This window comes from Microbulbifer harenosus, from assembly GCF_005771435.1.
Classification (GTDB): Bacteria; Pseudomonadota; Gammaproteobacteria; order Pseudomonadales; family Cellvibrionaceae; genus Microbulbifer; species Microbulbifer harenosus.
On sequence record NZ_VANI01000005.1, the window covers coordinates 272,445 to 294,585 of the forward strand.

18 protein-coding genes are annotated in these 22,141 nt (G+C 59.5%); 5 read left to right on the plus strand and 13 right to left on the minus strand.

Going from position 1 to position 22,141, the window contains the following annotated elements:
• Positions 1-21: 21 nt before the first annotated feature.
• Positions 22-1,383 carry a flavin-containing monooxygenase gene (locus tag FDY93_RS05715; protein WP_138234775.1) on the minus strand — a complete coding sequence of 454 codons (1,362 nt, stop codon included), beginning with the start codon at positions 1,381-1,383 and terminating at the stop codon, positions 22-24.
• A gap of 207 nt (positions 1,384-1,590) precedes the next feature.
• Between FDY93_RS05715 and FDY93_RS05720 the strand changes: the two genes are divergently transcribed.
• Both FDY93_RS05720 and FDY93_RS05725 read left to right on the plus strand, forming a co-directional pair.
• Positions 1,591-2,526, plus strand: a complete 936-nt coding sequence (locus FDY93_RS05720; RefSeq protein ID WP_246068474.1) for a helix-turn-helix domain-containing protein — start codon at positions 1,591-1,593, stop codon at positions 2,524-2,526.
• Between the two features lie 72 nt (positions 2,527-2,598).
• Positions 2,599-4,056: a helicase HerA-like domain-containing protein gene (locus FDY93_RS05725; protein ID WP_138234777.1), complete on the plus strand. Its 1,458-nt coding sequence runs from the start codon at positions 2,599-2,601 to the stop codon at positions 4,054-4,056.
• Positions 4,057-4,078: 22 nt separating this feature from the next.
• Here the strand turns inward: FDY93_RS05725 and FDY93_RS05730 are convergent, their stop codons facing one another.
• On the minus strand, positions 4,079-5,038 hold the full coding sequence (locus FDY93_RS05730) for a heme-dependent oxidative N-demethylase family protein (protein ID WP_171018901.1): 960 nt from the start codon (positions 5,036-5,038) through the stop codon (positions 4,079-4,081).
• 32 nt (positions 5,039-5,070) lie between these two features.
• Entirely contained in the window at positions 5,071-5,568 is a 498-nt protein-coding gene (locus FDY93_RS05735; protein WP_138234779.1) for a hypothetical protein, read from the minus strand.
• Between the two features lie 740 nt (positions 5,569-6,308).
• On the opposite strand from FDY93_RS05735, the gene FDY93_RS05740 reads away from it, so the two are divergent.
• Both FDY93_RS05740 and FDY93_RS05745 read left to right on the plus strand, forming a co-directional pair.
• Positions 6,309-7,442: a M14 family metallopeptidase gene (locus FDY93_RS05740; protein ID WP_138234780.1), complete on the plus strand. Its 1,134-nt coding sequence runs from the start codon at positions 6,309-6,311 to the stop codon at positions 7,440-7,442.
• A gap of 53 nt (positions 7,443-7,495) precedes the next feature.
• Positions 7,496-9,292: a M28 family metallopeptidase gene (locus FDY93_RS05745; protein WP_138234781.1), complete on the plus strand. Its 1,797-nt coding sequence runs from the start codon at positions 7,496-7,498 to the stop codon at positions 9,290-9,292.
• An 81-nt stretch (positions 9,293-9,373) separates the two neighbouring features.
• Here FDY93_RS05745 and FDY93_RS05750 read toward each other — a convergent pair whose 3' ends face one another.
• The 6 genes from FDY93_RS05750 to FDY93_RS05775 form a co-directional block, all read right to left on the minus strand.
• On the minus strand, positions 9,374-9,886 hold the full coding sequence (locus tag FDY93_RS05750) for a phosphate-starvation-inducible PsiE family protein (RefSeq protein WP_171018902.1): 513 nt from the start codon (positions 9,884-9,886) through the stop codon (positions 9,374-9,376).
• Between the two features lie 154 nt (positions 9,887-10,040).
• Positions 10,041-11,678, minus strand: a complete 1,638-nt coding sequence (locus tag FDY93_RS05755; protein ID WP_138234782.1) for an AMP-binding protein — start codon at positions 11,676-11,678, stop codon at positions 10,041-10,043.
• Positions 11,679-12,088: 410 nt separating this feature from the next.
• Positions 12,089-12,415: an SCP2 sterol-binding domain-containing protein gene (locus tag FDY93_RS05760; protein ID WP_138234783.1), complete on the minus strand. Its 327-nt coding sequence runs from the start codon at positions 12,413-12,415 to the stop codon at positions 12,089-12,091.
• Between the two features lie 105 nt (positions 12,416-12,520).
• Positions 12,521-14,314, minus strand: coding sequence for an acyl-CoA dehydrogenase C-terminal domain-containing protein (locus tag FDY93_RS05765; protein ID WP_138234784.1), 1,794 nt, complete (start codon positions 14,312-14,314; stop codon positions 12,521-12,523).
• Positions 14,315-14,620: 306 nt separating this feature from the next.
• Positions 14,621-15,685 carry an AraC family transcriptional regulator gene (locus FDY93_RS05770; protein ID WP_138234785.1) on the minus strand — a complete coding sequence of 355 codons (1,065 nt, stop codon included), beginning with the start codon at positions 15,683-15,685 and terminating at the stop codon, positions 14,621-14,623.
• A gap of 64 nt (positions 15,686-15,749) precedes the next feature.
• Positions 15,750-15,956 carry a hypothetical protein gene (locus tag FDY93_RS05775; protein ID WP_138234786.1) on the minus strand — a complete coding sequence of 69 codons (207 nt, stop codon included), beginning with the start codon at positions 15,954-15,956 and terminating at the stop codon, positions 15,750-15,752.
• A gap of 217 nt (positions 15,957-16,173) precedes the next feature.
• Here FDY93_RS05775 and FDY93_RS19845 point away from each other — a divergent pair, with 217 nt between their 5' ends.
• Positions 16,174-16,296, plus strand: a complete 123-nt coding sequence (locus FDY93_RS19845; RefSeq protein ID WP_281282507.1) for a hypothetical protein — start codon at positions 16,174-16,176, stop codon at positions 16,294-16,296.
• A 62-nt stretch (positions 16,297-16,358) separates the two neighbouring features.
• Here FDY93_RS19845 and FDY93_RS05780 read toward each other — a convergent pair whose 3' ends face one another.
• The 4 genes from FDY93_RS05780 to zipA form a co-directional block, all read right to left on the minus strand.
• On the minus strand, positions 16,359-17,771 hold the full coding sequence (locus tag FDY93_RS05780; protein WP_138234787.1) for a class II fumarate hydratase: 1,413 nt from the start codon (positions 17,769-17,771) through the stop codon (positions 16,359-16,361).
• A 101-nt stretch (positions 17,772-17,872) separates the two neighbouring features.
• Entirely contained in the window at positions 17,873-18,307 is a 435-nt protein-coding gene (locus FDY93_RS05785; RefSeq protein ID WP_138234788.1) for a hypothetical protein, read from the minus strand.
• A 165-nt stretch (positions 18,308-18,472) separates the two neighbouring features.
• On the minus strand, positions 18,473-20,509 hold the full coding sequence (gene ligA / locus FDY93_RS05790; RefSeq protein ID WP_138234789.1) for an NAD-dependent DNA ligase LigA: 2,037 nt from the start codon (positions 20,507-20,509) through the stop codon (positions 18,473-18,475).
• Positions 20,510-20,645: 136 nt separating this feature from the next.
• The gene (gene zipA, locus FDY93_RS05795) at positions 20,646-22,121 is read right to left on the minus strand and encodes a cell division protein ZipA (protein WP_171018903.1); all 1,476 of its coding nucleotides are present in this window, start codon (positions 22,119-22,121) and stop codon (positions 20,646-20,648) included.
• Positions 22,122-22,141: the final 20 nt, after the last annotated feature.

Consider the following 22,141-nt stretch of genomic DNA (forward strand, 5'->3'; position numbering starts at 1 on the left):
TTATTCATCGTCCTGGCGACCTCAGCGGGTCGCCGCGGCCGGATTGATTGAAAAACATGCAGTATCCGCAACCTGACAGTCACTCAGCAAGTCCCGGGTGTGACCGGCCAGTGCTTTTAGATAAGTGTCCTTGTGCACGTAATAAGCCATACGCTCGAGTTTCAGGTATTGCATGCCGCCATCGGCCCGCTGCCTCGCCTGCATCCGCTTCACCTTTTTGAGCTTCTGCGCCGAAGCGGCACCATGGGCCAGCTGACGGATGTACAGGGCCACCATCTCCGCCTGGCGATTGCGCCCCTCCCAGCCGAGGCCGGCGGCTTCCACCATGCCCATCAGGAACAGGTTGTCGTACTCCGGGTGAAAGACGTTCAGGTACATACGCGGGGCAAAACCCTCCCAGTTGAGATGGGCAGACTCGATAAATGGATAATGCAGCTTGTAACCCGTAGCCATCAGGATCAGATCGTATTCGCCGCTGCTGCCATCGGCGAAGGTCACTTTGTGCCCCGCCACCGCCGCAATATCCTTGCGCGCCTTGATATCGCCGTGGCCGATATGGTGCAGGATCAGGGAGTTGATCACCGGGTGCGATTCAAACATTTTGTAATCCGGCTTCGGCAGGCCGTACTGCTCGGGCGACCCCAGCATGAACTTCGACAGCGCGGCGCTGATGCGCTGCTGGATAAACCGCGGCAGCTTGAGCTTGCCACCGACGGCATCGGTGGCCTTGCCGCCGATAAATTTGGGCAGGAAGTAGTAGCCGCGGCGCAGGCTGATATCCACGCTACTGGCACGGTGCGCGGCGTCCACCGCGATATCCGCGCCGCTGTTGCCACAACCCACCAGCAGCACGCGTTTGCCGTCGAAAATGGCCGGGTCGCGGTAGTCGGAGGAGTGCAGCAGTTCGCCGGAGAATGCGCCGGGCAGCTCGGGTATATTCGGGTGGTGCAGCGTACCGTTGGCGATCAGCAGGCCGCCGAATACGCGCGTCTGCTCCTCGCCCCGGCAGCGGGTGGTGATGTGCCAGTCATCGCCGACGCGCGTGCACTGCACCACCTCGGTCTCGAATTCGTAGTGGCGGTAGAGATCAAACGCGTTGGCGTAGGCGCGGAAGTAATCGCGCATTTCGCGGTGACTGGGGAATAGCGCAACATCCTCACCCATGGGAAACTCGGCGAACTCGGTCATGCGTTTGGACGAGATCAGGTGCGCGGACTCATACATGGTGCTGGTGGGGCTGTCGATATCCCACAGGCCGCCCACATCACTGTGTATCTCGAATCCCACACAGGGGATACCGTGTTTGACCAGATTGCGTACACTACACAACCCCATGGGACCGGCGCCGATCACCGCGTAAGTCTTACCATCTAATGGTTTCATTATTTTTTCCCGCTATGGCGCGCCAGGGTGAAGGCGACCTCCCCCGCTGACTTTCTTGTCATCTAACGTCGGCATTCAATATAACGTGACATTCCAACAGGCCGTCGTCATAATCGGGCAGCATCTGGTTAATTTCGGACAGTTGATTTGAACACCATCGACAGTAGAAGCGTTACATTAAGCTATACGCGAGCAGTTATAAGCGCTTTGGAGCGACTTCAGCTAAAACTGCCCGCACGGGCCCAGGCACTTCTGACCGCCATTAACGAAAATGAACGGGTCCCCATGAACGTGCAGGAGGAGATCTGGCTGGCGGTGCAGGATGCGCACCCGGATCCACTGCTGGGTATTCGCCTCGGCCAGGCCATGCAGGGCGCCCAGATGGGGCTGGTGGGCTATCTGCTGATGACCCAGAAGAATCTCGGCGCCGCCCTGGAGCAACTGCTCATCTACCATCCCCTGCTCGGCGAGGGCGGTCAGTTCGAGATGCGCCGCGGCAGCTTTTACGTAGAGCTCTGCTACCGCCCCAACTACCTGCGCTGTGCGCGCCTGCGGGTGGAAACGGTGCTATCCATCTGCTTGGCTCAGGCCCGCGTCATGACCGGACGCGAGTTCCAGCCCCAGAGCGTGCTGTTTGCCTACCCTACCCCATCGCTGGCGGTACAGCAGCAGTACCAGCAGCTGCTGCAGGCACCGGTACAGTTCAACGCCGAATCCTCCGGCATCCGTTTCCGCCCCCAGGATCTGGAGATCCCACTGGTGGCGGCAGACCGCCAGGTGATGGCGCGCCTGAAGCCGGAAGCCGACGCCCTGCTGAAAGCCCTCACCAGTAAAAGCCTGCAACTGAGGGTGGCCCACCTGCTGCAGCAGGAACCACAACTCTCCCGCGAGCAGGTCGCCGCGCGCCTGTGTATCAGCCCGCGCCACCTGGGCCGCAAACTACTGGAGGAAAACGCCAGCTTCCGCGCAATCCAGGACGAGGTGCGCAGCCACTACGCGTGCCAGTGGCTGCGCGAGGGCGAAAAGACCAACGTGGATATCGCCGCCGCTCTCGGCTACTGCGACGAGAGCGCCTTCGGCAAAGCCTTCCGGCGCTGGACCGGCCTTTCCCCCAAGGCGTTCAAGGCAACAAAATCCGCGTAACCGCGCGACGCTGGCGAGACTAGAGTTAGAGGGAGCTATTACACGACTTCTGTGCCGCCACCGGGATATGCCATGCCGCTCCAGCCCGATACTTCACCGCCGATCCTTCTCGGCAAGGATGCCCTCAACGAGGGCATTCCTCCCACGGGCGGGCCGGCGGCAGCCGGCTACCTGCTGCCGACCATGCTGAATCGCCACGGTCTGATCTGCGGCGCCACCGGCACCGGTAAAACCGTGACCCTGCGCTACCTGGTCGAGCAGCTAAGCGCGCGCGGGATAGCAACCCTGGTAACCGACCTGAAAGGCGACCTGAGCGGTCTCGCTGCCGCCGGCGGCGGCAGCGACAAGGTGCGTGCGCGCCTGCCGCAGTTCGGCCTGGACGAGAGTTATTTTCGCGCTTTTCCCCTCACCCTCTGGGGCAGGGGTGGCCTCCCCATGCGCGCCACACCCAGCGAACTGGGGCCGGAATTGATCGGGCGCATGCTGCAACTGAATGACAATCAACAGGGGCTGATGCAACTGCTGTTTCGCATCGCCGATCAGCAAGGCCTGCTCCTCCTGGACTGGAAGGACCTGCTGGCGCTGATCGACCATGCGGACCAGAACCGCAAAACGCTGCTTGCGGAGTTCGGCACCATTTCCCCCGCCAGTCTCGGCGCCATCAAACGCAAGTATCTCGCGCTGGAATCCCAGGGCGCCGACACCCTGTTCGGCGAGCCCGCACTGGACCTGACCGACCTCATTGCCGGCAACAATATTCACCTGCTGGACGCCAGCGACATGCAGCCGGCCGTCTACGGCATCCTGCTGTTGTGGCTGCTCGCCGAGCTGTATGAAAACCTGCAGGAAGTGGGCGACCGCGAATTGCGGTTAGTGTTGTTTTTCGACGAGGCTCACCTGTTGTTCGACGATCTGCCCAAGAACCTCTGCAAAGAGGTAGAGCAGATCGTGAAACTGATCCGCTCGCGCGGTGTGGGAATTTTTTTCGTCACCCAAAATCCACTGGATATACCCGAAGACATACTCGCCCAGCTCGGCAACCGGGTGCAGCATGCGCTGCGCGCCTATACGCCCAGCGAGCAGCGGGCGGTCAGGGCTGCCGCCAACAGCTTCCGGGCGAACCCCGGCATCGACACGGCCACGGCCATCGGCGAACTCGGTGTGGGCGAGGCGCTGGTGTCCTGCCTGGATGAAAATGGTGTGCCGCAGCCGGTTTCCCGCCTACTGATCCATCCACCCGCGAGCCGCCTCGCCCCGCTGGACGACAGCGAGCGCCACGCGCTGTTGAAAAACGACCCACTGAAAGGCAAATACAGCCAAAAGCTGGACCGGGACTCTGCCTACGAACAACTGCAGCAACGCCGCGCGCAGGCGCCGGCACCCGCAGAACCGGCGCACAGACCCACCGCCAAGCGTAAGCCCGGTGCACTGGAAAAGTCATTCGACAAGATGGCGACGAGTTTCGGGCGCCAAATCGGCCGGGAATTGATGCGCGGCATTATGGGGGCGCTCAGCGACCGTAAGCGCTGACGCCGGCGTTGTGAGCGACATTTCAGACGTGCTCGCAAGACAGGAAAAATGCGTCCAGCGCCGGTCGCAGCGGCGCAAGGGATTTGTAGCGGGACTCTTGCGGGGACATCCCCTGCACCGCGACTCGAAGCGCCGCGACAGCGCCAGCCACTGCCAGCAGGTCCGCCAAAGGATTGATCATCACGCGAATGGTAAATACCACCGCTCCGGTCTCCGGCAGCCGCCGCAGAGACTGGCGCTCAACACGCAGAAACAGCGCGCCAGGTTCCGTGCACTCGGCGGTGTTGCCGCCGCGCTGCAACAAATCCGGAGAATTCACCACCGACCAGTTTCCCCGCCACACCGGATACTCCGGCAGCAGGTGATCGAAGAAGCGCGCTAGCTGCGGAGACAGCTTCTGCTGAAAGCCCGGAACCGGGCGGTGGATCTGATCCAGCGGCCGGCCGATTTTTTCCTCCAGCCGCCAGTAACTGGGAGCACACAAAGACGCGGCCGCAAGCTCGTAGCCGTGCCGGCCGGGCAGCAGGATACACAGGTCATCCGCCACCCACTGGCTCGCGTGCCACAGTGGCTCCCCACCCGATATTGCCGCCGCCGCGCCGGGCCAGCTCAGCGCGTTGTTGGCGCGGGACCAGCGCAGCACATCGCCCGCTGCACAGAAGTATTCCCTATGATCCCGGCGCAAATGCCCGGCCAGAGACGCCACCAGCTCACGTTGCGCGGGCAGCGACGCCGGCAACTGCGCATATACCCGCTCGCCCCACTCGCGACGGACACGGAGTTTGTTGTGCAGGTAGTGTGACAGCTGTTCGCAGCGGGGAATCCACTGCGTAGAAGAGAGCCGGTTGAGCCCCATGTGCACGATATCCGGCTCGCGCACAAACGGCAGGCAACCATCGGGGGAAGTGAGATCTTGGGCAAAGCGGCGCAGTATGGATGCCGCCTGCCCGAAGGGTTCGGAAGAATTTCCGTTAAATGTCACCGCAGTGCCGGTGCGCCGCAGAGGCGGCTGCTTCAGCGTGCAGCCGTGGCCTGCAGGCCGGCGCGTGCCTGTTCCAGCGCCACCAGGTCCTGCAGCCATACAATGTCCGTTGCCGCGACCTGAGCACCGGTATACTGGGTCAGCGCCGCACGCACCTGGTCCAGGTTCTGCGCGTCAGTGGTCGCATTACCGTTCACCGCGTCCAGCGGCAATTCGATCCAGGCCTGGCCGTTCTGATCAATCACTTCCTTTGCCTCCGGTTCATTCGCCGTCAGGTGGCGGTCGATGGCAGAGGAACCACCCGCCGGCAGATAAATGGTGCCATTGGTGATATCCACCGCAAACGCCACGATTCCCGGAAGGATGCCGAACAGGAGGCCGGCGCCATCAAGAATGACAACCACTGGGTCTACACGGCCTCCGGCTTGCCCTTTGCGCTCCGGGTAGAGGAAGTAGCCGCAGGCAGTGAGGTTCAGCACCAGGGTCAGAAGACAGGTAGCGGCGGCGCCGCGCTTGACAGATCGGTTCATGAATTTGTTTCCTCTATGGAATCCCGAAGTCGCTTGCATTGGGCGGCAAGAATACCCGATTTGGCGGAGGGGCCGAAAGTGGCGCCTTTTCGATCAATGTGCACCAGTTCGCGAGCGCGATGAGACCCTCTCTGCTTCTTCGCACAAATAGGTCACCGTCTCTGCTTCGAGCAATCCGCACCCACAGTACGGTGATCGCCAAAATGCGGGAGTTTGCACACAGGAAAAGGTCACCAACTTGCGTTGCTGGCGCGGCAATGCAAACCTGAATTAACTGTCTAATAGTTAACCAATCTTCCGCCAAGTTTCCGCTCACTGGAAACAGGCCCGCAAATGCCTGCCTAAACTTTAGACAGCACCTGCTGAGGGATGTCAGGGAGCAGTACAACGTTTCTGAAGGTGTGTTTGTGGTTCACACCGTGCAGTGACCAGGGCAGTGAGAAGTCGTCATTGGTCTGACGCCAGAAATTTCAGGGAGCAGTAGTCTCAGCAGGTGCCGCCAGGGAATGGCAGAAGCGCGGTGTTCGCAAGAGCACCGCGCTTTTTTATTGTGCACGGCTCAAAATAATTCTCTACAAAGCACCCCGCAGAAAGGAAATTACTCCAAGCTGCCTTGAGCTATCCTGAATTTTTGTCGCGAATCTGTATCCTGCTCAACAGAAACTCGCGACAGAATGCCGGATACCCGAGTCTGTCCCGGTCATACCCCTACATCGCCAAAATTACTGCGGAGCTCACGCATGCACATCAGCAGCGCCTTTGACAGCGGCAACATCAAAGTCATCAATAAAGACAGCGACCCCATCGAGCTGGCCATCCGGATCGACAACCAGTCGGATTTCTATCAGTGGTTCCACTTCCGCCTGGAGGGCGACGTGGGCAAGAAATACCCTCTGCGCATCACTAATGCGGGTAACGCGGCCTACCCTGCCGGCTGGGAAGATTACCGGGTCTGTGCTTCCTATGATCGCCACAACTGGTTCCGCATCGACGCGCAGTACGATGGATCGGTACTGGACTTTACCGTTGAACTGGAACAGCCGAGCATTTATCTCGCCTACTTCGCCCCCTTCTCCTGGGAGCGTCATCTGGACCTGATTGCATGGGCCCAGTCTGACGAGCGGGTGCGGGCTGAAACGCTCGGCCTGACCCTGGACGGGCGTGACATGACCCTGCTCACTATCGGCAACCCGGAAAAAGCACGCCGCAAGGTGTGGATGATTGCCCGCCAGCACCCAGGGGAAACCATGGCGGAATGGTTTGTGGAGGGCTTCCTTGAAGCGCTGCTGGACGACGCCAACCCCGCCGCCCGACGCCTGCTGGAAACCACCGTATTCTACGTGGTACCGAACATGAACCCGGACGGCAGCGTGCGCGGTCACCTGCGCACCAACGCGGCGGGCGCCAACCTGAACCGCGAGTGGCAAAACCCGAGCATGGAGCGCAGCCCCGAGGTCTACCTGGTGCGCGAGCGCATGCTGGCCACTGGTGGCGACATGTTCCTCGACATCCACGGTGACGAGGCCCTGCCCTACAACTTCGTCGCCGCCTGTGAAGGCATTCCCGGCTACGACGACAAGCATGCGGCACTGGAAAACGTATTCAGGCAGGCATACATGAAGGCCAGCCCGGATTTCCAGACCACACACGGCTATGAACTGCACAAGCCCGGCGAAGCCAACATGACCGTGGGCACCAACTGGTGTGGCCACCAGTTCCGCACCCTCGCGCTCACCCTGGAAATGCCTTTCAAGGACAACGCCGACCTACCCGACCCAGTGGAAGGCTGGTCGCCCGCGCGCAGCCGCCAGCTGGCCAAAGACATCCTGTTCCCGATCCGCGAAACACTCGCGTATATGGATGGAGCCAACTGACCCTGCAAAAATAACAAAGCCGATTCACCATAAATCAATAAAAGGAAACGACCATGCAATTGCCCCACCACTGGCGGCGCCTGGCGCTGCCACTGGCCCTCGCGGGTCTGGCGGCCATCGGCGGCTGCGCCAGAAAAGACGCGGATACAGCAGCGGCAAAAACCGAGGCAGCCGCTCCGCAAGCGAGCGAAACCCAGCCAGCAAATGAAGCGGCAACCACAGCACACGCAAGCGAGCCCACCCTGAGCGCGGAAGAAAAAGCCGAAGTCGCGGAACTGGCCAAAGACCTGCACAGGCACATCGCGGTTCTCGCCTCCGACAAATTCGAGGGCCGCGCCCCCGCCACCAAAGGCGAGGAGTTGACGGTCAACTACTTGGCAGAAGAGTTCAAGAAACTGGGTCTGGAACCCGGGGCCCAGGACGCCGACGGCAACCCCAGCTGGTTCCAGCAGGTGCCGGTGGTGGAAATGAATATCGAAACCACCCCGCTGGTAATCAAGGGCAAGGGGTTCGAAAAATCCCTGCAGCCTCTGACCGATATGGTGACCTTCACCCAGCGCCAGGTACCCGAGAGCAAACTTGAGGACAGCCAACTGGTATTCGTGGGTTACGGTATTGTCGCGCCGGAGAACAACTGGAACGATTATGCCGGCCTCGATATGAAAGGCAAGACTGCGGTGATCCTGGTCAACGACCCAGGCTACGCCACTCAGGACAAGAACCTGTTCAACGGCAACGCCATGACCTATTACGGCCGCTGGAGCTACAAATTTGAAGAAGCCGCCCGCCAGGGCGCGGAAGGCGCGATCATCATTCACGAAACCGGGGCTGCCGGTTATCCCTGGGAAGTCGTCAGCGGCAGCTGGTCCAGCGCCCAGATCAGCCTTGCGGCCGATGACAAGAATACCGACCGCGTGGCGGTGGAAGCCTGGATGACCGGCGATGCGGCAAAGGAGCTGTTCACCGCTGCCGGCCTCAACCTGGCACAGGAAATGGACGCAGCCAAGCAGCGCGGTTTCAAACCCAAGCCGATGGACCTCAGCGCCTCAGTGGAGCTGAAGAGCAAGGTGCGCACCTCCAATTCCCGCAACGTGGTGGCCAAAATTCCCGGCAGCAAGTATCCGGATGAAGCCGTCATCTACACCGCGCACTGGGATCACCTTGGGGTGAACGAGCATGCCGAAGGTGGTGACCACATCTTCAACGGCGCCGTTGACAATGCCACCGGTACTGCCGGACTGCTTGCCATGGCCCAGCAGGTGAAGAAAATGCCACAGGCCCCGGAGCGCTCCCTGGTATTCGTCGCGGTGACCGCGGAAGAATCTGGTCTGCTGGGCTCAAAGTACTACGCGGAAAACCCCGTGGTGCCACTGGAAAAAACCGTGGCGGGAATCAACTTCGATGCCATGGGGGTTCTCGGCCCTATGCGCGATGTGATCGTAGTGGGTTATGGCAACAGCGAGCTGGAAAAACTGCTGGAAAAAGCCGCCGCCAAACAGGGCCGCTACCTGGCCCCGGAAGACCATCCTGAGCGCGGCTACTTCTACCGCTCAGATCATTTCAGCCTTGCCAAGAAAGGTGTACCAATGCTGTATTTCGATTCCGGAACCGACAGCTTTGAGCACGGCCGCGAATGGGCGCAGAAGAAAGGCGAGGAGTACACCGCAGAGCACTACCACAAGCCCGGCGACGAGTACGACCCGCAGTGGAACCTGGAAGGCGCCGCACTGGATCTGGCCCTCGGTCTCGACCTGGGCCTGGAACTCGCCAACAGCCGCGACTGGCCGAACTGGTATGCGGGCAACGAGTTCCGTGCGGCCCGCGACCAGAGTGCGGATGCCCGCAAGTAATCGCACTGCCACACGTTCTATCTTCGGTCTCTAAACATAGGGCGCCATTGGGCGCCCTATGTTTATTTGGGATTAATAAAATTAGGTGTCTTTATCCTCGAGCAGGCTGCGCCGCTCACCGTAGGTCAGTGTTTCTTTCTTTGCCACCAGCCAATAAGTGATGCCGAGCGCCAGTACCGCCGCGGCAATTCCCAGAATATAGATTGGCCCGGTTTCGTCGAGATCCAGCACAATGACCTTCCGCGCGATCGCCATCAGCGCTGTCGCCACCACCAGCTGAATCGGGATCACATTGGACCCCAGGTAAAGACGGATGTTGATGAATATCTCGATAGAGATGAGTACCAACATGATCGCGCCGAATACATCGAACAGGTCGTTGTGATTCAACAGCAGTACAGGTTCGGCGCGCAGACGCTGATACAACACCCACACAACATCGGCGACACTCCAGATGATCACCAGCGCCATCAACACCGCCAAAAAGCGCACAGAAGCGCGAATGATGATGTGCAAGACACGAATCAGAGGATCTTCATGTTCCGCGGGCAATTCTTCGTGAATCAGTGTGTGCCGCCGCTGCTGTTCCGACATTCAGTGCTCCAACCGTATGCATTCGTCTCCTAGTTATAGCGCACCTACGAATTTCACGGCGTCAGCCGGTATTGCATCGCCATCACAAAATTGCCCTGAATAAAAAAACCCGCTGCAAGCAGCGGGTTTTTTTGGGGAAAACAAATGACAGCCATCAGGCGCTGACTTCTGCTTCCACTTTTTTGAGCTCTTCATCGCGCAGCTCGCGACGCAGAATCTTACCAACATTGGTTTTCGGCAGATCTTCGCGGAACTCGATATTTTTCGGAACCTTGTAAGCGGTCATATTCTCGCGGCAGTAGGCGATAACCTCTTCCGCCGTCAGCGAGGGGTCCGCCTTCACCACAAATAACTTGACGGTTTCCCCGCTGCGCTCGTCGGGAATACCCACCGCCGCCGCCTCGGTCACTTTCGGGTGCGCCGCCACGATATCTTCGATTTCATTCGGATAGACATTGAAGCCGGACACGATGATCATGTCTTTTTTCCGGTCTACGATCTTGATGTAACCGTCGTCCTGGATCACCGCCATATCGCCGGTTTTCAGCCAGCCTTCCGCGTCGATGGTCTCAGCCGTGGCTTCCGGACGCTCCCAGTAACCCTTCATTACCTGAGGACCGCGAACACACAACTCTCCGGGCGTGTTGTTGGGGAGGTCGTTGCCATTCTCGTCCGTCACTTTCACTTCGGTACCCGGCACGGCAATGCCCACGGTGCCCAGCTGCACCGCTTCTGCGGGATTGAAGGAAACTACCGGTGATGTCTCTGTCATACCGTAACCTTCGGTCACCACGCAGCCGGTCATCTGCTCCCATTTTTCCGCGGTGGCGCGGGTCAGCGCCATACCGCCGGAACAGGTGGTGTGCAGTTTGCTGAAATCCAGGCTGGCAAAATCCGGGCAACGCATCAGGCCGTTGAACAGGGTATTCAGGCCGCAGAAACCAGTGAAGCGCTTGCCCTTCAGGGTTTTGACAAATCCCGGAATGTCCCGCGGATTCGGGATCAGCAGCGAGTGGTTACCGGTGGTAAACAGACACATGCAGTGAATGGTGAAGGCGTAGATGTGATACAGCGGCAGCGGTGCAATGTAATACTCCTCACCCTCCTTCATGGAATCACCCAGGGCTTCACGCACCTGTTCCATGTTCGCCACCAGGTTGCGGTTGGTCAGCATGGCACCTTTGGCCACGCCGGTAGTACCACCGGTGTACTGGAGCACGGCGATATCGTCCGGGGTGCGCGCCACGTCCTGGTGCGGTTGCTTGGCGCCGGCGGCCATGGCATCACGAAAATCCACCTGGTTGGCAAAATTGAACGCCGGCACCATTTTCTTGATGTATTTCGCCACATTGTTGATCAGCACGCGCTTGAGCGGCGGGTGCAGGTCGGCGATTTCGGAAACGATGACCTGCTCTACAGAGGTCTCCGCAACCACTGAAGACGCGGTATCCGCGATATTAGCCAGCACCACCAGCGCCTTGGCGCCGGAATCATTCAGCTGATGCTTGAGTTCGCGACGGGTATACAGCGGGTTGGTGTTGACCACAACCAAGCCAGCGCGCAGCGCACCAAACACCGCCACCGGATATTGCAGAACATTGGGCAGCTGCACCGCGATACGGTCGCCGGGCTTGAGATTGGTGTTGTGCTGCAGGTAAGAGGCAAAGTTGGCGCTGAGTCGGTCGATGTCGCCAATGGTAAGCGTATGCCCCAGGCAGGTAAACGCGGGCCTTTCAGAATATTTGGCTGCGGCGCTGGTAAACACGTCAAGAATACTGCGTTCGATGTCCAACTTATTTCTCCCAATGTTGTTTTTGTGGTGCTGCCCGCCGGTCTGGCGCCGAACCTTAACCCGTGAATTATCACTCAGGCTACAGAACGAAGAAACCCGCACCGTGCTGATCATCTGGCGAACCCGGTGTCGTCAGATGGCCAGTGCGCATTTCCTTGTCCGTATATAGACGAAATCCTCAGGCCAGGCGTTATGCGGACAGATAATTATTGTAAGTTTTGGTAGTTATCCGATGAATGTGCTTCAACGTGGCAAATCACCCGCCTGAATTTCGCTTCAGCGGGGTACTACACAACGGGTGCCGATTGGATCTTCGCCGTGCACTCGCGGCAGGATATTTGAACATCAATAATGGGCGGTGGCTATTCCGCGTCAGGTAATTCTCTGACTGTGGCGTCTTTGGTTTACGCTCAGTGGCTGGAGAAAAGATCCGCCAGCGATGCCGCCAGTTCGCGGTTACCGGTATAGCGAATGTCTCCCAACAGAAAGGCATGCCGCGCGCTCAACTGGCCGTCGATAATATCATTCAGCGTTTTGAACGACATCTCGAGTTCCAGATCGGCGGCGACCGTCTCCCCCGGAATCTGCACGGCTTCAATGGCGGCTTCCGCGTCGTGATTACCTTGCACCTGCAGGTAGAAATCGCTGCCATCCGGCAGGCGAAACTGTACCCGAGTGGTATTTGGTAAACAAGCCAGCCCCCGCAGCCGCTCGAGAATATTCGCCGGTAGTTGCATCGATGCTCCGGTTTTCCTTTCACCCCACTTTCGCCTCCGTTGGCGGAAGTCGGATTCAAAAACACCGCCACTGTTGCCAGCGGCGGTGCCTCGGTGACGTCAGGCTCAGAATACGAAGTGTTCCGCGTCCAGACTCATCAGATTGTCGGCGCCACTCTGCATCGCGCTGGCGTGCGTCGCCGTGCGCGGCAGAATACGGTCGAAGTAGAAGCGTGCGGTAGCCAGTTTGGCGCGGTAGAAGTCTTCCTCCGCGGTGCCCGCGGCGAGCTGTTCATTCGCCACTTTGGCTGCCAGCGCCCACAGATAAGCCTGTACCGCATAGCCGGAATACATCAGGTAGTCCACGGACGCTGCGCCGACTTCGTCGGGGTTTTCCATCGCTTTAACGCCGATGTTCATGGTCAGCTCGCCCCACTGCTGGTTAATTTCCTGCAGTTTGGCAACGTAGGGGGCCAGTGCCTCGTTATCAACCTCGGCCTTGCAGAACTTGTGCACGACCTTGGTAAACTTGCGCAGCAACTCACCCTGGCTCATCAACACCTTGCGGCCCAGCAGGTCCAGTGCCTGAACGCCGGTGGTGCCTTCGTAGATAGTGGAGATACGCGCGTCGCGAACATTCTGCTCCATGCCCCACTCAGCGATGTAGCCGTGGCCACCGAAGCACTGCATGCCCAGGTTGGCGGACTCATAACCGGTCTCGGTCAGGAATGCCTTGGCGATCGGCGTCAGGAATGCCAGCAGATCATCGGCTTCTTTGCGCTCTTCTTCGCTGCCCACCTGGGTGCGGTCCACCTGTTGCGCGCACAGCATCACCAGCATACGACCACCTTCGGCAAAGGCTTTTTGCGTCAGCAGCATACGGCGCACGTCCGGGTGTACGATGATCGGGTCCGCGGGGCCATTGGGGTTTTTCGGGCCACTCAGAGAACGCATTTGCAGACGATCCTTGGCATAAGCCAGGGATTTCTGGAAACCCGCTTCCGCATGCGCAACACCCTGCAGAGCAGTGCCCAGACGCGCAGTGTTCATGAAAGTGAACATACAGTTCAGGCCTTTGTTCGGCGGACCGATCAGGAAACCTTTGGCGCCGTCGAAATTCAACACCGCTGTGGCGTTGCCGTGAATGCCCATCTTGTGTTCGAGGGAACCACAGGTCACGCCATTGCGCTCACCCACGGAACCGTCTGAGTTGGGCAGGAACTTGGGCACAATAAACAGGGAGATGCCCTTGGTGCCCGCAGGCGCATCGGGCAGACGCGCGAGCACGATGTGGACGATATTTTCGGCCATGTCGTGTTCGCCGGCAGAAATGAAGATCTTGGTGCCGGAGATGGCGTAGGAGCCGTCGTCATTGGGCTCAGCCTTGGTGCGCAGGATACCCAGATCGGTACCGCAGTGCGGCTCTGTCAGGCACATGGTGCCGGTCCAGCTGCCCTCGACCAGTTTGGTCAGGTAGGTATGTTTCTGTTCATCGGTGCCGTGGGCCTCCAGGGTATTCATGGCGCCGTGCGACAGGCCCGGGTACATGCCCCATGACCAGTTCGCAGTACCCACCATCTCACTCAGGATAGTGCCCAGTGACGGCGGCAGGCCCTGGCCGCCGTGGTCCACACTGTGTGCCAGAGAAGGCCAACCGGCTTCCACGAACTGCTGGTAGGCCTCTTTGAAGCCTTCCGGGGTGGTGACTTCGCCGTCGTTCCAGGTACAGCCCTGCTGGTCACCGATCTGGTTCAGCGGCGCGAGGACGTTCTCGCAGAACTTGGCGCCCTCTTCCAGGATCGCATCCACTACATCGGGGCTCGCGTCTTCGTAGCCCAGAGACGCATAGTGCTGGTCCCAGTTCAGCAGTTCACGCATGGCAAAGCGCATGTCGCGCAGCGGAATCTTGATCTCGCTCATCCTGATAACCCTCTTCTGGCAATTTTGTAGTCGGTGGACCTGGGCCCGGTGTTCACAGTGATTACGGACGATACCGAAAGGCAGTACCGGGCCGTCACGCCTGTGACTCAACTTTTGGTTTTATTCATCTTAGTTGCAAATTGCCAAAAGCCACTATGGCGAAAAATGCCCAAACCACTAACAAAATACGGCGCGAGAACGGGGACTTCTGGCCTGACGAACCGGTCAGATTACGTGGAAATATGCACCTGCAACACCGTGTTGTGTCACAGGACAAGTGGAGAAAATCGCTGAGCCGGAAGGAAATCAGAGCCCTACCGCCGTGGAGCGCGGGCTTTTGCGGTACTCCCCAGGGGTAACGCCGGTCCACTTCTTGAAGGCGCGAAAGAAAGCGCTGGCCTCATCGAAACCGAGCATTTCGGCGATTTGGGTATTGGAGAGATCCGGGCAGCTGAGATAGTGGAAGGCGGCCTCCATACGGCATTCATCTTTCAGCTTCTGATAAGACGTATTTTCCTGCTGCAACTTGCGCCGCAACGTCGTCACCGACATATTCAGGCGCTCGGCCACCGCCTCCGCCGCCGGCATGGATTCACTCACGTCCCGGTTGAGAATGGTCTTCACCTTGGTCTTGATACTGTTGGCTTTGCCATCGCTGATCACCAGGTGGTAGGGGGCCGTGCGAATGAAATCCTCCACAGTCTGCGGACTCTGCACAATCGGATAGTCCAGATAGCGGCTCTCGTATTCCAGCGCGTTTCCAGGCTGATCGAACAGCAACTCACCCGCCTCGCTCTGGGCCAACGCGCGGAACTCCTCGGGGCACGGAAAGGAAAAGTGGAGTTTCGCCAGGGGAATTTCCAATCCCACCAGCCAGCAGTAAAAACGGTGCCATACTGCCAAGGTGGTGCGGATCACGCCCGGCGACGTCTCCGCAATCAGCTGGTCGAATTCGCCGGGCGCCAGGGAGCTGATGCCCTGGATGACCACCCTGTCGCGCTCCCCATCCCGGTGCAGCACAGGTTTGACGCGAAAACCGCGACAGATCTCCATGAACTCCGCGCTCAGAGTGATCGCCTGACGCACGGTCGCGCAGTTCACCACCGTGAGACACAGCAGGCGGAAAGAACCCGTGCGCACGCGCCCACCGCTTAACATGCCGAACCATTCATCCTGAGCGAGCCACATCACCCGCTGGTAAAGCCTTCCATACTTAACTGCGGAAAACGCCGCCGTGTCTTCCAGGTCCCGCTCAGTAATACCCACCGAGGCCAGGAGTTCACGGCGGTCACAGCCGTGGTTTGAGGCCTCGTCCAGTAAGCGTTGCACATAGGCAATGGGAATGCGGATGTCGTCGTTGGCGCTTTCCATAATTGCTGATATTTCCCGTCGGACTCCCGCTCTCAAAGTGCTGCTGATCGTATATTTTTCCAGGTCACTTATTTCTGCGATTGCGCAGCCAGCTCAACAGCGCACCAAACCCCAGCGCCAACGCAACAATGACAGCGAGAAACACCAGCATCAGCACCAGGTAACTAAGCACATCTCTCACTGGCAGGTCCCAACTCCAGATCGCCGCTGCGACAAAGGCGATGCATGCGAGCACACTGGTAACGAAGGAACGGCGGCGTTTAATGGCCATAGCAGAAATTCCAGCGAGATATGAACGGGTGGTCGACAGCAGGCGCCAACACTAAGCTTCAGGCATGTCCGTCAGTAATGCTATCCGTAAGGATAGTTTCCGATTGCGGGCTGGACACGGCGCCGCATCCTGCAACATCAGGACATTGGTGTCAACGAAGCCGCCGCCCACGAGACGTTCCCGGCATTTCCGCAGCTACGCCAGGCAGATGCACAAGATGAAAAAAAAGTTGATCTATCGCAGAGAAGACCGCAAGACACTGCGCAAGCTGGCGATATGGGTGGAATGTATGATGCTGCTCACCGGCACGGTACTACTCGGTATTCTGCTGCTCAGCTAAGGGAGCCGCGCACACCGTCGCTCACTGCACGTTTTTACCTTTCGCGCGGCGCACATCCCGCCTCAATCGCCATCGACGATACCGCCGCGTGTCAAACGCGCGGGATCGAGAAGCGATTCCAGTTCAGCGCGCGACAACCCGGTCATTTCCACCGCGACGTCCAGTACCGGGCGGTTACTGCTATACGCGTTCTTGGCAATTTCTGCCGCTTTTGCATAGCCAATCACGGGATTGAGTGCCGTTACCAGGATCGGATTTCTCTCCAGCACTTCGTGCATCCGCTCCTGATTGACAGTAAAACCAGCGATGGCCCGGTCCGCCAGCAGGCGCGTGGCGGCAGTCAGTATCCGCACGCTCTCCAGCAGGGAAAAGGCGATTAACGGCAGCATAACATTGAGCTGGAAATTGCCGCTCTGCCCCGCCACAGTAATGGAGGTATCGTTGCCCATTACCTTCGCTGCCACCATCGCCACAGACTCGGCAACCACCGGATTCACCTTGCCGGGCATGATGCTACTGCCGGGTTGCAGTGGTGGCAGCGCGATTTCGCCAAACCCGGCCAGCGGGCCACTGTTCATCCAGCGCAGGTCGTTGGCGATCTTCATCAGCGCGACCGCCAGGGTTTTCAGCTGCCCGGAAACTTCCACCGCAGTATCCTGGCTGGCGATCGCCGCGAAGGCATTCTCCGCCGGGCGCAGGGAAACCCCACAGGCACTGCTTAGTTTGCGCGCAAATATCACAGCAAAATCCTCGTGGGCATTCAGCCCCGTGCCCACGGCGGTGCCCCCCTGTGCCAGCGCTTCAAGACGCGGCAGCGTGGATTCAATGCGCTCCTTACACAGTTTCACCTGCGCCGCCCACGCCCTCAGCTCCTGAGACAGGGTGATGGGGACCGCATCCATAAGGTGGGTGCGACCGGTTTTCAGCACTAGCTCAACGGTGCCGGCCTTGGTTTCGATCACGTCGATCAGATGCACCAGCGCCGGCAACAACCGGTTCTGCAGTGCCAACAATGTGGAGAGATGGATGGCAGTGGGAATGACATCGTTACTGCTCTGACACATGTTGACGTGGTCATTGGCACTGACCGTTTGCCCACTCGACTCAGTCGCAATATGGGCCAGCACCTCGTTCACGTTCATATTGGTACTGGTGCCGGAACCGGTCTGGAAAATATCCACGGGAAAGTGGCGGTAGTAGTCGGCGTCGTCCAGCTGATCACAGGCCTGAACAATGGCATCAGCCAGATCCGCTGACAAAATTCCCAGGTTGCGATTGGTCTCCGCAGCCGCGCGCTTGATGGCGACAACCGCTCGCAGAAATTCCTTCGGCAGCGGGTAGCCGCTGACCGGAAAATTCTCCACCGCGCGCTGTGTCTGCGCACCGTACCGGGCCGACGCCGGAACACGCACCTCGCCCAGGCTGTCTTTCTCGATGCGAAATTTCTCGGAGCCTTCAGCTGACTGGTCGGGCATTGATCACCTCGGTCGCGCTGCCGATGAAAAGCGGCACAACAAACTGTGCGAGTAGAAAACCGTCACCAATCTAATGTGCGGACTGGCGAATTGGAAATCGGCTATATGCTGACGCGTCCTTCCTGGGTCCACTCACAGCGCACCTGCATGTCACCGCTTCCCGGCTCATGATAGAGGCCGGCGGCTTCCCAGTTGAATGAGTGGGTTCCGGACAGTTCGGTTTCCAGATGAACGGTTGCAGACACCCAGTACATGCTGTGCAGCAGTTCCTCGAATTTTCGTATCCACTGATTCCATTCGTATTCAATGGCGCGATAGGAGGCTCCGAAGTGGATGACATCCGTCTGGTACTGGGATTGTTTGACCTTGATGGTGGGAACCGAAAACATATCGCGACACAGGAGAGGCCATTCGTCGGCACTGGGCAGGGCCAGAATGGCTTCGCGATTGGTCCGGCGGCGTTCGCTGCCGCCAGTCAGGCTGTTGCTGTCTTTGATACAGCCGTAAACGATGGATTCCTGATCACCCTGAATCACGCGGTGCCAACCCCTACACTTCCCTGCGGCGCAATTACATTGGCCGGCAGGCACTATCGGAAAAACGGATTCGCCAACTGTAACGGCGCCTCAGTCAGAAAGCCACCTTCGATTGTCGCCAAATTCACAATTCGATCGCATTTCGGGCAGCGGGCTAACAAGTGCTCAGATTTCGATTCCCTGCTCACGCAGCATCGTCATCAGCCCCTCTTCATCCAGCACCGGTAGATCCAGTTCCCGCGCCTTGTTCAATTTGGAACCTGCGCCGGGCCCCGCCACCACCGTGTGGGTATTGGCAGAGACGCTACCGGCGACCTTGGCGCCGAGGCGCTGCAGATAATCTTTCGCTTCACTGCGGGAGAGCGTTTCCAGCTTGCCGGTGAGCACCCAGGTCTGGCCCGCGAGCGGTTGCGCACCGGCTTCCTGCACTTCGTCCTCCCAGTGCACGCCAGCCTGCTGCAGGGCGGCCACTTCTTCGAGGTTGTGCGGCTGCTCGAAGAACTCGGCTACATAGTGGGCGACCACAGGGCCCACATCCTCTACCTGCTGCAGAGCTTCGGTATCTGCCTGCATGAGTTTTTCCAGCTGGCCGAAGTGGCGCGCCAGGTTGCGTGCGGTGGCCTCGCCCACTTCGCGGATGCCCAACGCGTAGAGGAATTTGGGCAGTGTGGTGGCTTTGCTGCGCTCCAGAGCATCCAGCAGGTTCTGTGCAGACTTTTCGCCCATGCGCTCCAGCGCCACCAGTGGTTCCAGTGACAGGTGATATAGGCCGGACACAGAGTGGAGCAACCCTTCGTCGACCATCTGCTCGACGAGCTTGTCGCCGAGGCCATCGATGTCCATGGCCTTGCGCGAAGCGAAGTGTTTGATCGCCTGCTTGCGCTGGGCGCTGCAGATAAGACCGCCACTGCAGCGGGCCACCGCCTCGCCGGGCGTGGCTTCCACCGGCGAGTCGCACACCGGGCAGTGGCTGGGGAATTCGATGTCCCGCGCGTCCGCGGGGCGGCGGCTTTCCACCACGGAAACCACCTGCGGAATCACATCGCCGGCGCGGCGGATAATCACGGTATCGCCAATTTTCACCCCCAGGCGCTCGATTTCATCGCGGTTGTGCAGGGTGGCGTTAGAGACGGTCACACCGCCCACAAACACCGGCTGCAAGCGCGCAACCGGAGTGACCGCACCGGTGCGGCCCACCTGGAATTCCACGTCCAGTAGCTCGGTCATTTCCTCCTGGGCGGGGAACTTGTACGCGGTTGCCCAACGCGGCGCCCGCGCCACGAAACCGAGGCGCTTTTGCAGTGCAATGCTGTTGACCTTGAACACGATACCGTCAATGTCGTAGGCCAGCTGTGGACGCTTTTCGCCGAGTCTCCGGTGGTACTCGATGCAGGCCTGGATATTCTCCGCAATGGCCATTTCACTGTTGATACGAAACCCCCAGCGGTTCAATTGCTCGAGAATTTCCGAATGGCGTGCGGGTAGCTCACCGCCCTCGACAATGCCCACACTGTACACACAGAGCTCCAGCGGGCGCTGGGCGGTGATGCGCGGGTCCAGCTGGCGCAGGCTGCCGGCAGCGGCGTTGCGCGGGTTCACAAAGCCCTTCTCGCCGGCTTCCCGGGCTTTTTCATTCAAAGCGGCGAAGCCCGCTTTGGGCATATAGATTTCGCCGCGCACCTCCAGCACCGCTGGCACGTCACTGGCGAGCAGCTTGAGCGGCACCGAGTAAATAGTGCGCACGTTCATGGTGATATCTTCACCCACAGTGCCATCGCCACGGGTGGCGGCGCGCTCAAGAATGCCGTTGCGGTACATCAAACTGACTGCAATGCCGTCGAGTTTGGGTTCGCAGGCATATTCCACCGGCTCGGCGCTGTTCAGGCGCTCGCGGATGCGGCGGTCGAAGTCTTCCATCTCCTCGTCGCTGAAGGCGTTGTCCAGCGACAGCATAGGCATTTCATGGCGAACCTGGGTAAATGCCGCGAGCGGCTCCGCTCCCACGCGCTGGGTGGGAGAATCGCCGGTGACCAACTGCGGGTATTCCCGTTCCAGTGCCTGCAGTTCGCGCAGGCAGCGGTCGTACTCTACGTCCGGCAGCTCAGGCGCATCCATCACGTAGTATTGGTAATTGGCGCGGTTGAGAATGTCGTGGAGTTCCAGAGCGCGCTTCTGCGTCTCGGGGGGAATAGTTTTTGTCATTTTTTATCCGCAAAAATAGGGAATTCTTGCCGGTGGAACGAGAAGTGGTGTTTCTGTAGGAGTCTGCTTGCTGGCGAACAACCTCAAAGCTGGAACAGTTCGCCAGCAGGCTGGCTCCTACAAATATTTATCGGGATCAGGCCTGCGCCTTGGCCAGCGCCTTGCGGCGCTGGAACTCCATCACCCGCTGGCGATAGTGTTCCGCGGTCTGCGCGGTAAACACACTGCGATTCTCATCTTTCAGTTCGCCACCCAGCTGCTCGGCAATATAGCGCGCGGTTGTCAGCAGCGTGTTGAACGCCTTCAGCGCTTCCACTTCCGCCGGCAGCGCCAGGAACAGACTGACACCGGGGGTGGTGAAGTCTTCCATGGCGGACATATCGAAGGTGCCGGGCACCACGATGTTGGCCAGGCTGAACAGTACCGGCCCTTCACCATCTTCACCGGTATGGTAGTGGAAGATATTCATATCACCAAAGCGCATACCACAGGCAAACAGGGCTCGCAGCAGGTCATTACCTTCGAAGTAGTCTCCCGCGGGGGCCATGATATTCAGGATCAGCACTTCTTCCACCGGACGCTCCTTGCGCGCTGCGGATTCGCGTTTGCCCGCCTGCCTTTTCGACGGCGCTTGCGACGGCTCGCGGGTCTCCCGCGCAGGCGCGACCGCTTTTTTTAAGTCGGGGAACTTGAGCTCCGGCAGCTTGATTTCAGCGCTGGCCCAGAGTGATTTCGCGGTGCGCGGTTTCTCTTCCGGTTCATCGCCGTGACTGCCCTGTTCTTCCGCACTCGCGTGCAGGGAATCCAGACTCACGGATTCGTCCAGCGATGGCTCGCGACGCCCACTGGACAGCGGTTCTTCGGCAAGATTGGCCAGCGGATCCGCCTCGCGCTGTGTCTCAGCCACACTCTCTGGTTCATCCCGCGGAGACAGGTCATCATCCGGTTCAGCAGATGCCTGCCAGAAGGGTGGTTGCACTTCTTCGCGGGGAGCTTCTTCAGGAGTTGCGGGTGCCTCGTCAGCGACGGAGTCCATCAGCACAGGCACCTGTTCGTCCAGATTCAACGACACCTGTTCCGGCATACGCCTGCCTTCCGGCCCCGGCTCGGCGCGCGTCAGCGATGCATCACCGGCTTCGTCAGATTCCCGGCGATCAGGGCGGCTGCCCGCCAGCGGTTTGCGAGAGGAGTAAAAGTTCTGCTGGACCTGTCGATTGACCTGGTTCGCGTCTTCCGGCTTGCGGCGCTGTACCACACGCACGGTGCCGGGCAGCTCCGCGGAAATCTGGCGGCGTTTTTCCGCCTCTTCCGGGTCGATATATTCCAGCGGCGATTCCGCCAGCGCAGGCCCGAGTTCCGGATCATCGCCGCGGCCACGGTCGTATGCGGGCGAAGCGACATCGGCCCGGGACGCCGGACGCTCCGCATCCTCCACGACCCGGGGGCTGGAGAGAATGTCGTTGTTGTCGTCGTCCAGATCGCGGCGCATGGAACGGGACAGGTTGCGCGACACCTTCATGCTGTCGCGGTGCTTGAGCCAGGCACGGCGCGCGCCGTCCAGCACGGCGACAAACAGCACCAGGGCCAACAGATTGATCAGCCAGTTATCCATTTGTGCTTCCCTCTCCCTAT

Excerpts from the sequence above, each read along its gene's own strand:
- FDY93_RS05715 (WP_138234775.1), bottom strand. The coding sequence starts at position 1,383 with ATGAAACCATTAGATGGTAAGACTTACGCGGTGATCGGCGCCGGTCCC.
- FDY93_RS05725 (WP_138234777.1), top strand. The coding sequence starts at position 2,599 with ATGCCGCTCCAGCCCGATACTTCACCGCCGATCCTTCTCGGCAAGGAT.
- FDY93_RS05735 (WP_138234779.1), bottom strand. The coding sequence starts at position 5,568 with ATGAACCGATCTGTCAAGCGCGGCGCCGCCGCTACCTGTCTTCTGACC.
- FDY93_RS05740 (WP_138234780.1), top strand. The coding sequence starts at position 6,309 with ATGCACATCAGCAGCGCCTTTGACAGCGGCAACATCAAAGTCATCAAT.
- FDY93_RS05745 (WP_138234781.1), top strand. The coding sequence starts at position 7,496 with ATGCAATTGCCCCACCACTGGCGGCGCCTGGCGCTGCCACTGGCCCTC.
- FDY93_RS05750 (WP_171018902.1), bottom strand. The coding sequence starts at position 9,886 with ATGTCGGAACAGCAGCGGCGGCACACACTGATTCACGAAGAATTGCCC.
- FDY93_RS05760 (WP_138234783.1), bottom strand. The coding sequence starts at position 12,415 with ATGCAACTACCGGCGAATATTCTCGAGCGGCTGCGGGGGCTGGCTTGT.
- FDY93_RS05765 (WP_138234784.1), bottom strand. The coding sequence starts at position 14,314 with ATGAGCGAGATCAAGATTCCGCTGCGCGACATGCGCTTTGCCATGCGT.
- FDY93_RS05770 (WP_138234785.1), bottom strand. The coding sequence starts at position 15,685 with ATGGAAAGCGCCAACGACGACATCCGCATTCCCATTGCCTATGTGCAA.
- FDY93_RS05775 (WP_138234786.1), bottom strand. The coding sequence starts at position 15,956 with ATGGCCATTAAACGCCGCCGTTCCTTCGTTACCAGTGTGCTCGCATGC.
- FDY93_RS19845 (WP_281282507.1), top strand. The coding sequence starts at position 16,174 with ATGAAAAAAAAGTTGATCTATCGCAGAGAAGACCGCAAGACACTGCGC.
- FDY93_RS05780 (WP_138234787.1), bottom strand. The coding sequence starts at position 17,771 with ATGCCCGACCAGTCAGCTGAAGGCTCCGAGAAATTTCGCATCGAGAAA.
- ligA (WP_138234789.1), bottom strand. The coding sequence starts at position 20,509 with ATGACAAAAACTATTCCCCCCGAGACGCAGAAGCGCGCTCTGGAACTC.
- zipA (WP_171018903.1), bottom strand. The coding sequence starts at position 22,121 with ATGGATAACTGGCTGATCAATCTGTTGGCCCTGGTGCTGTTTGTCGCC.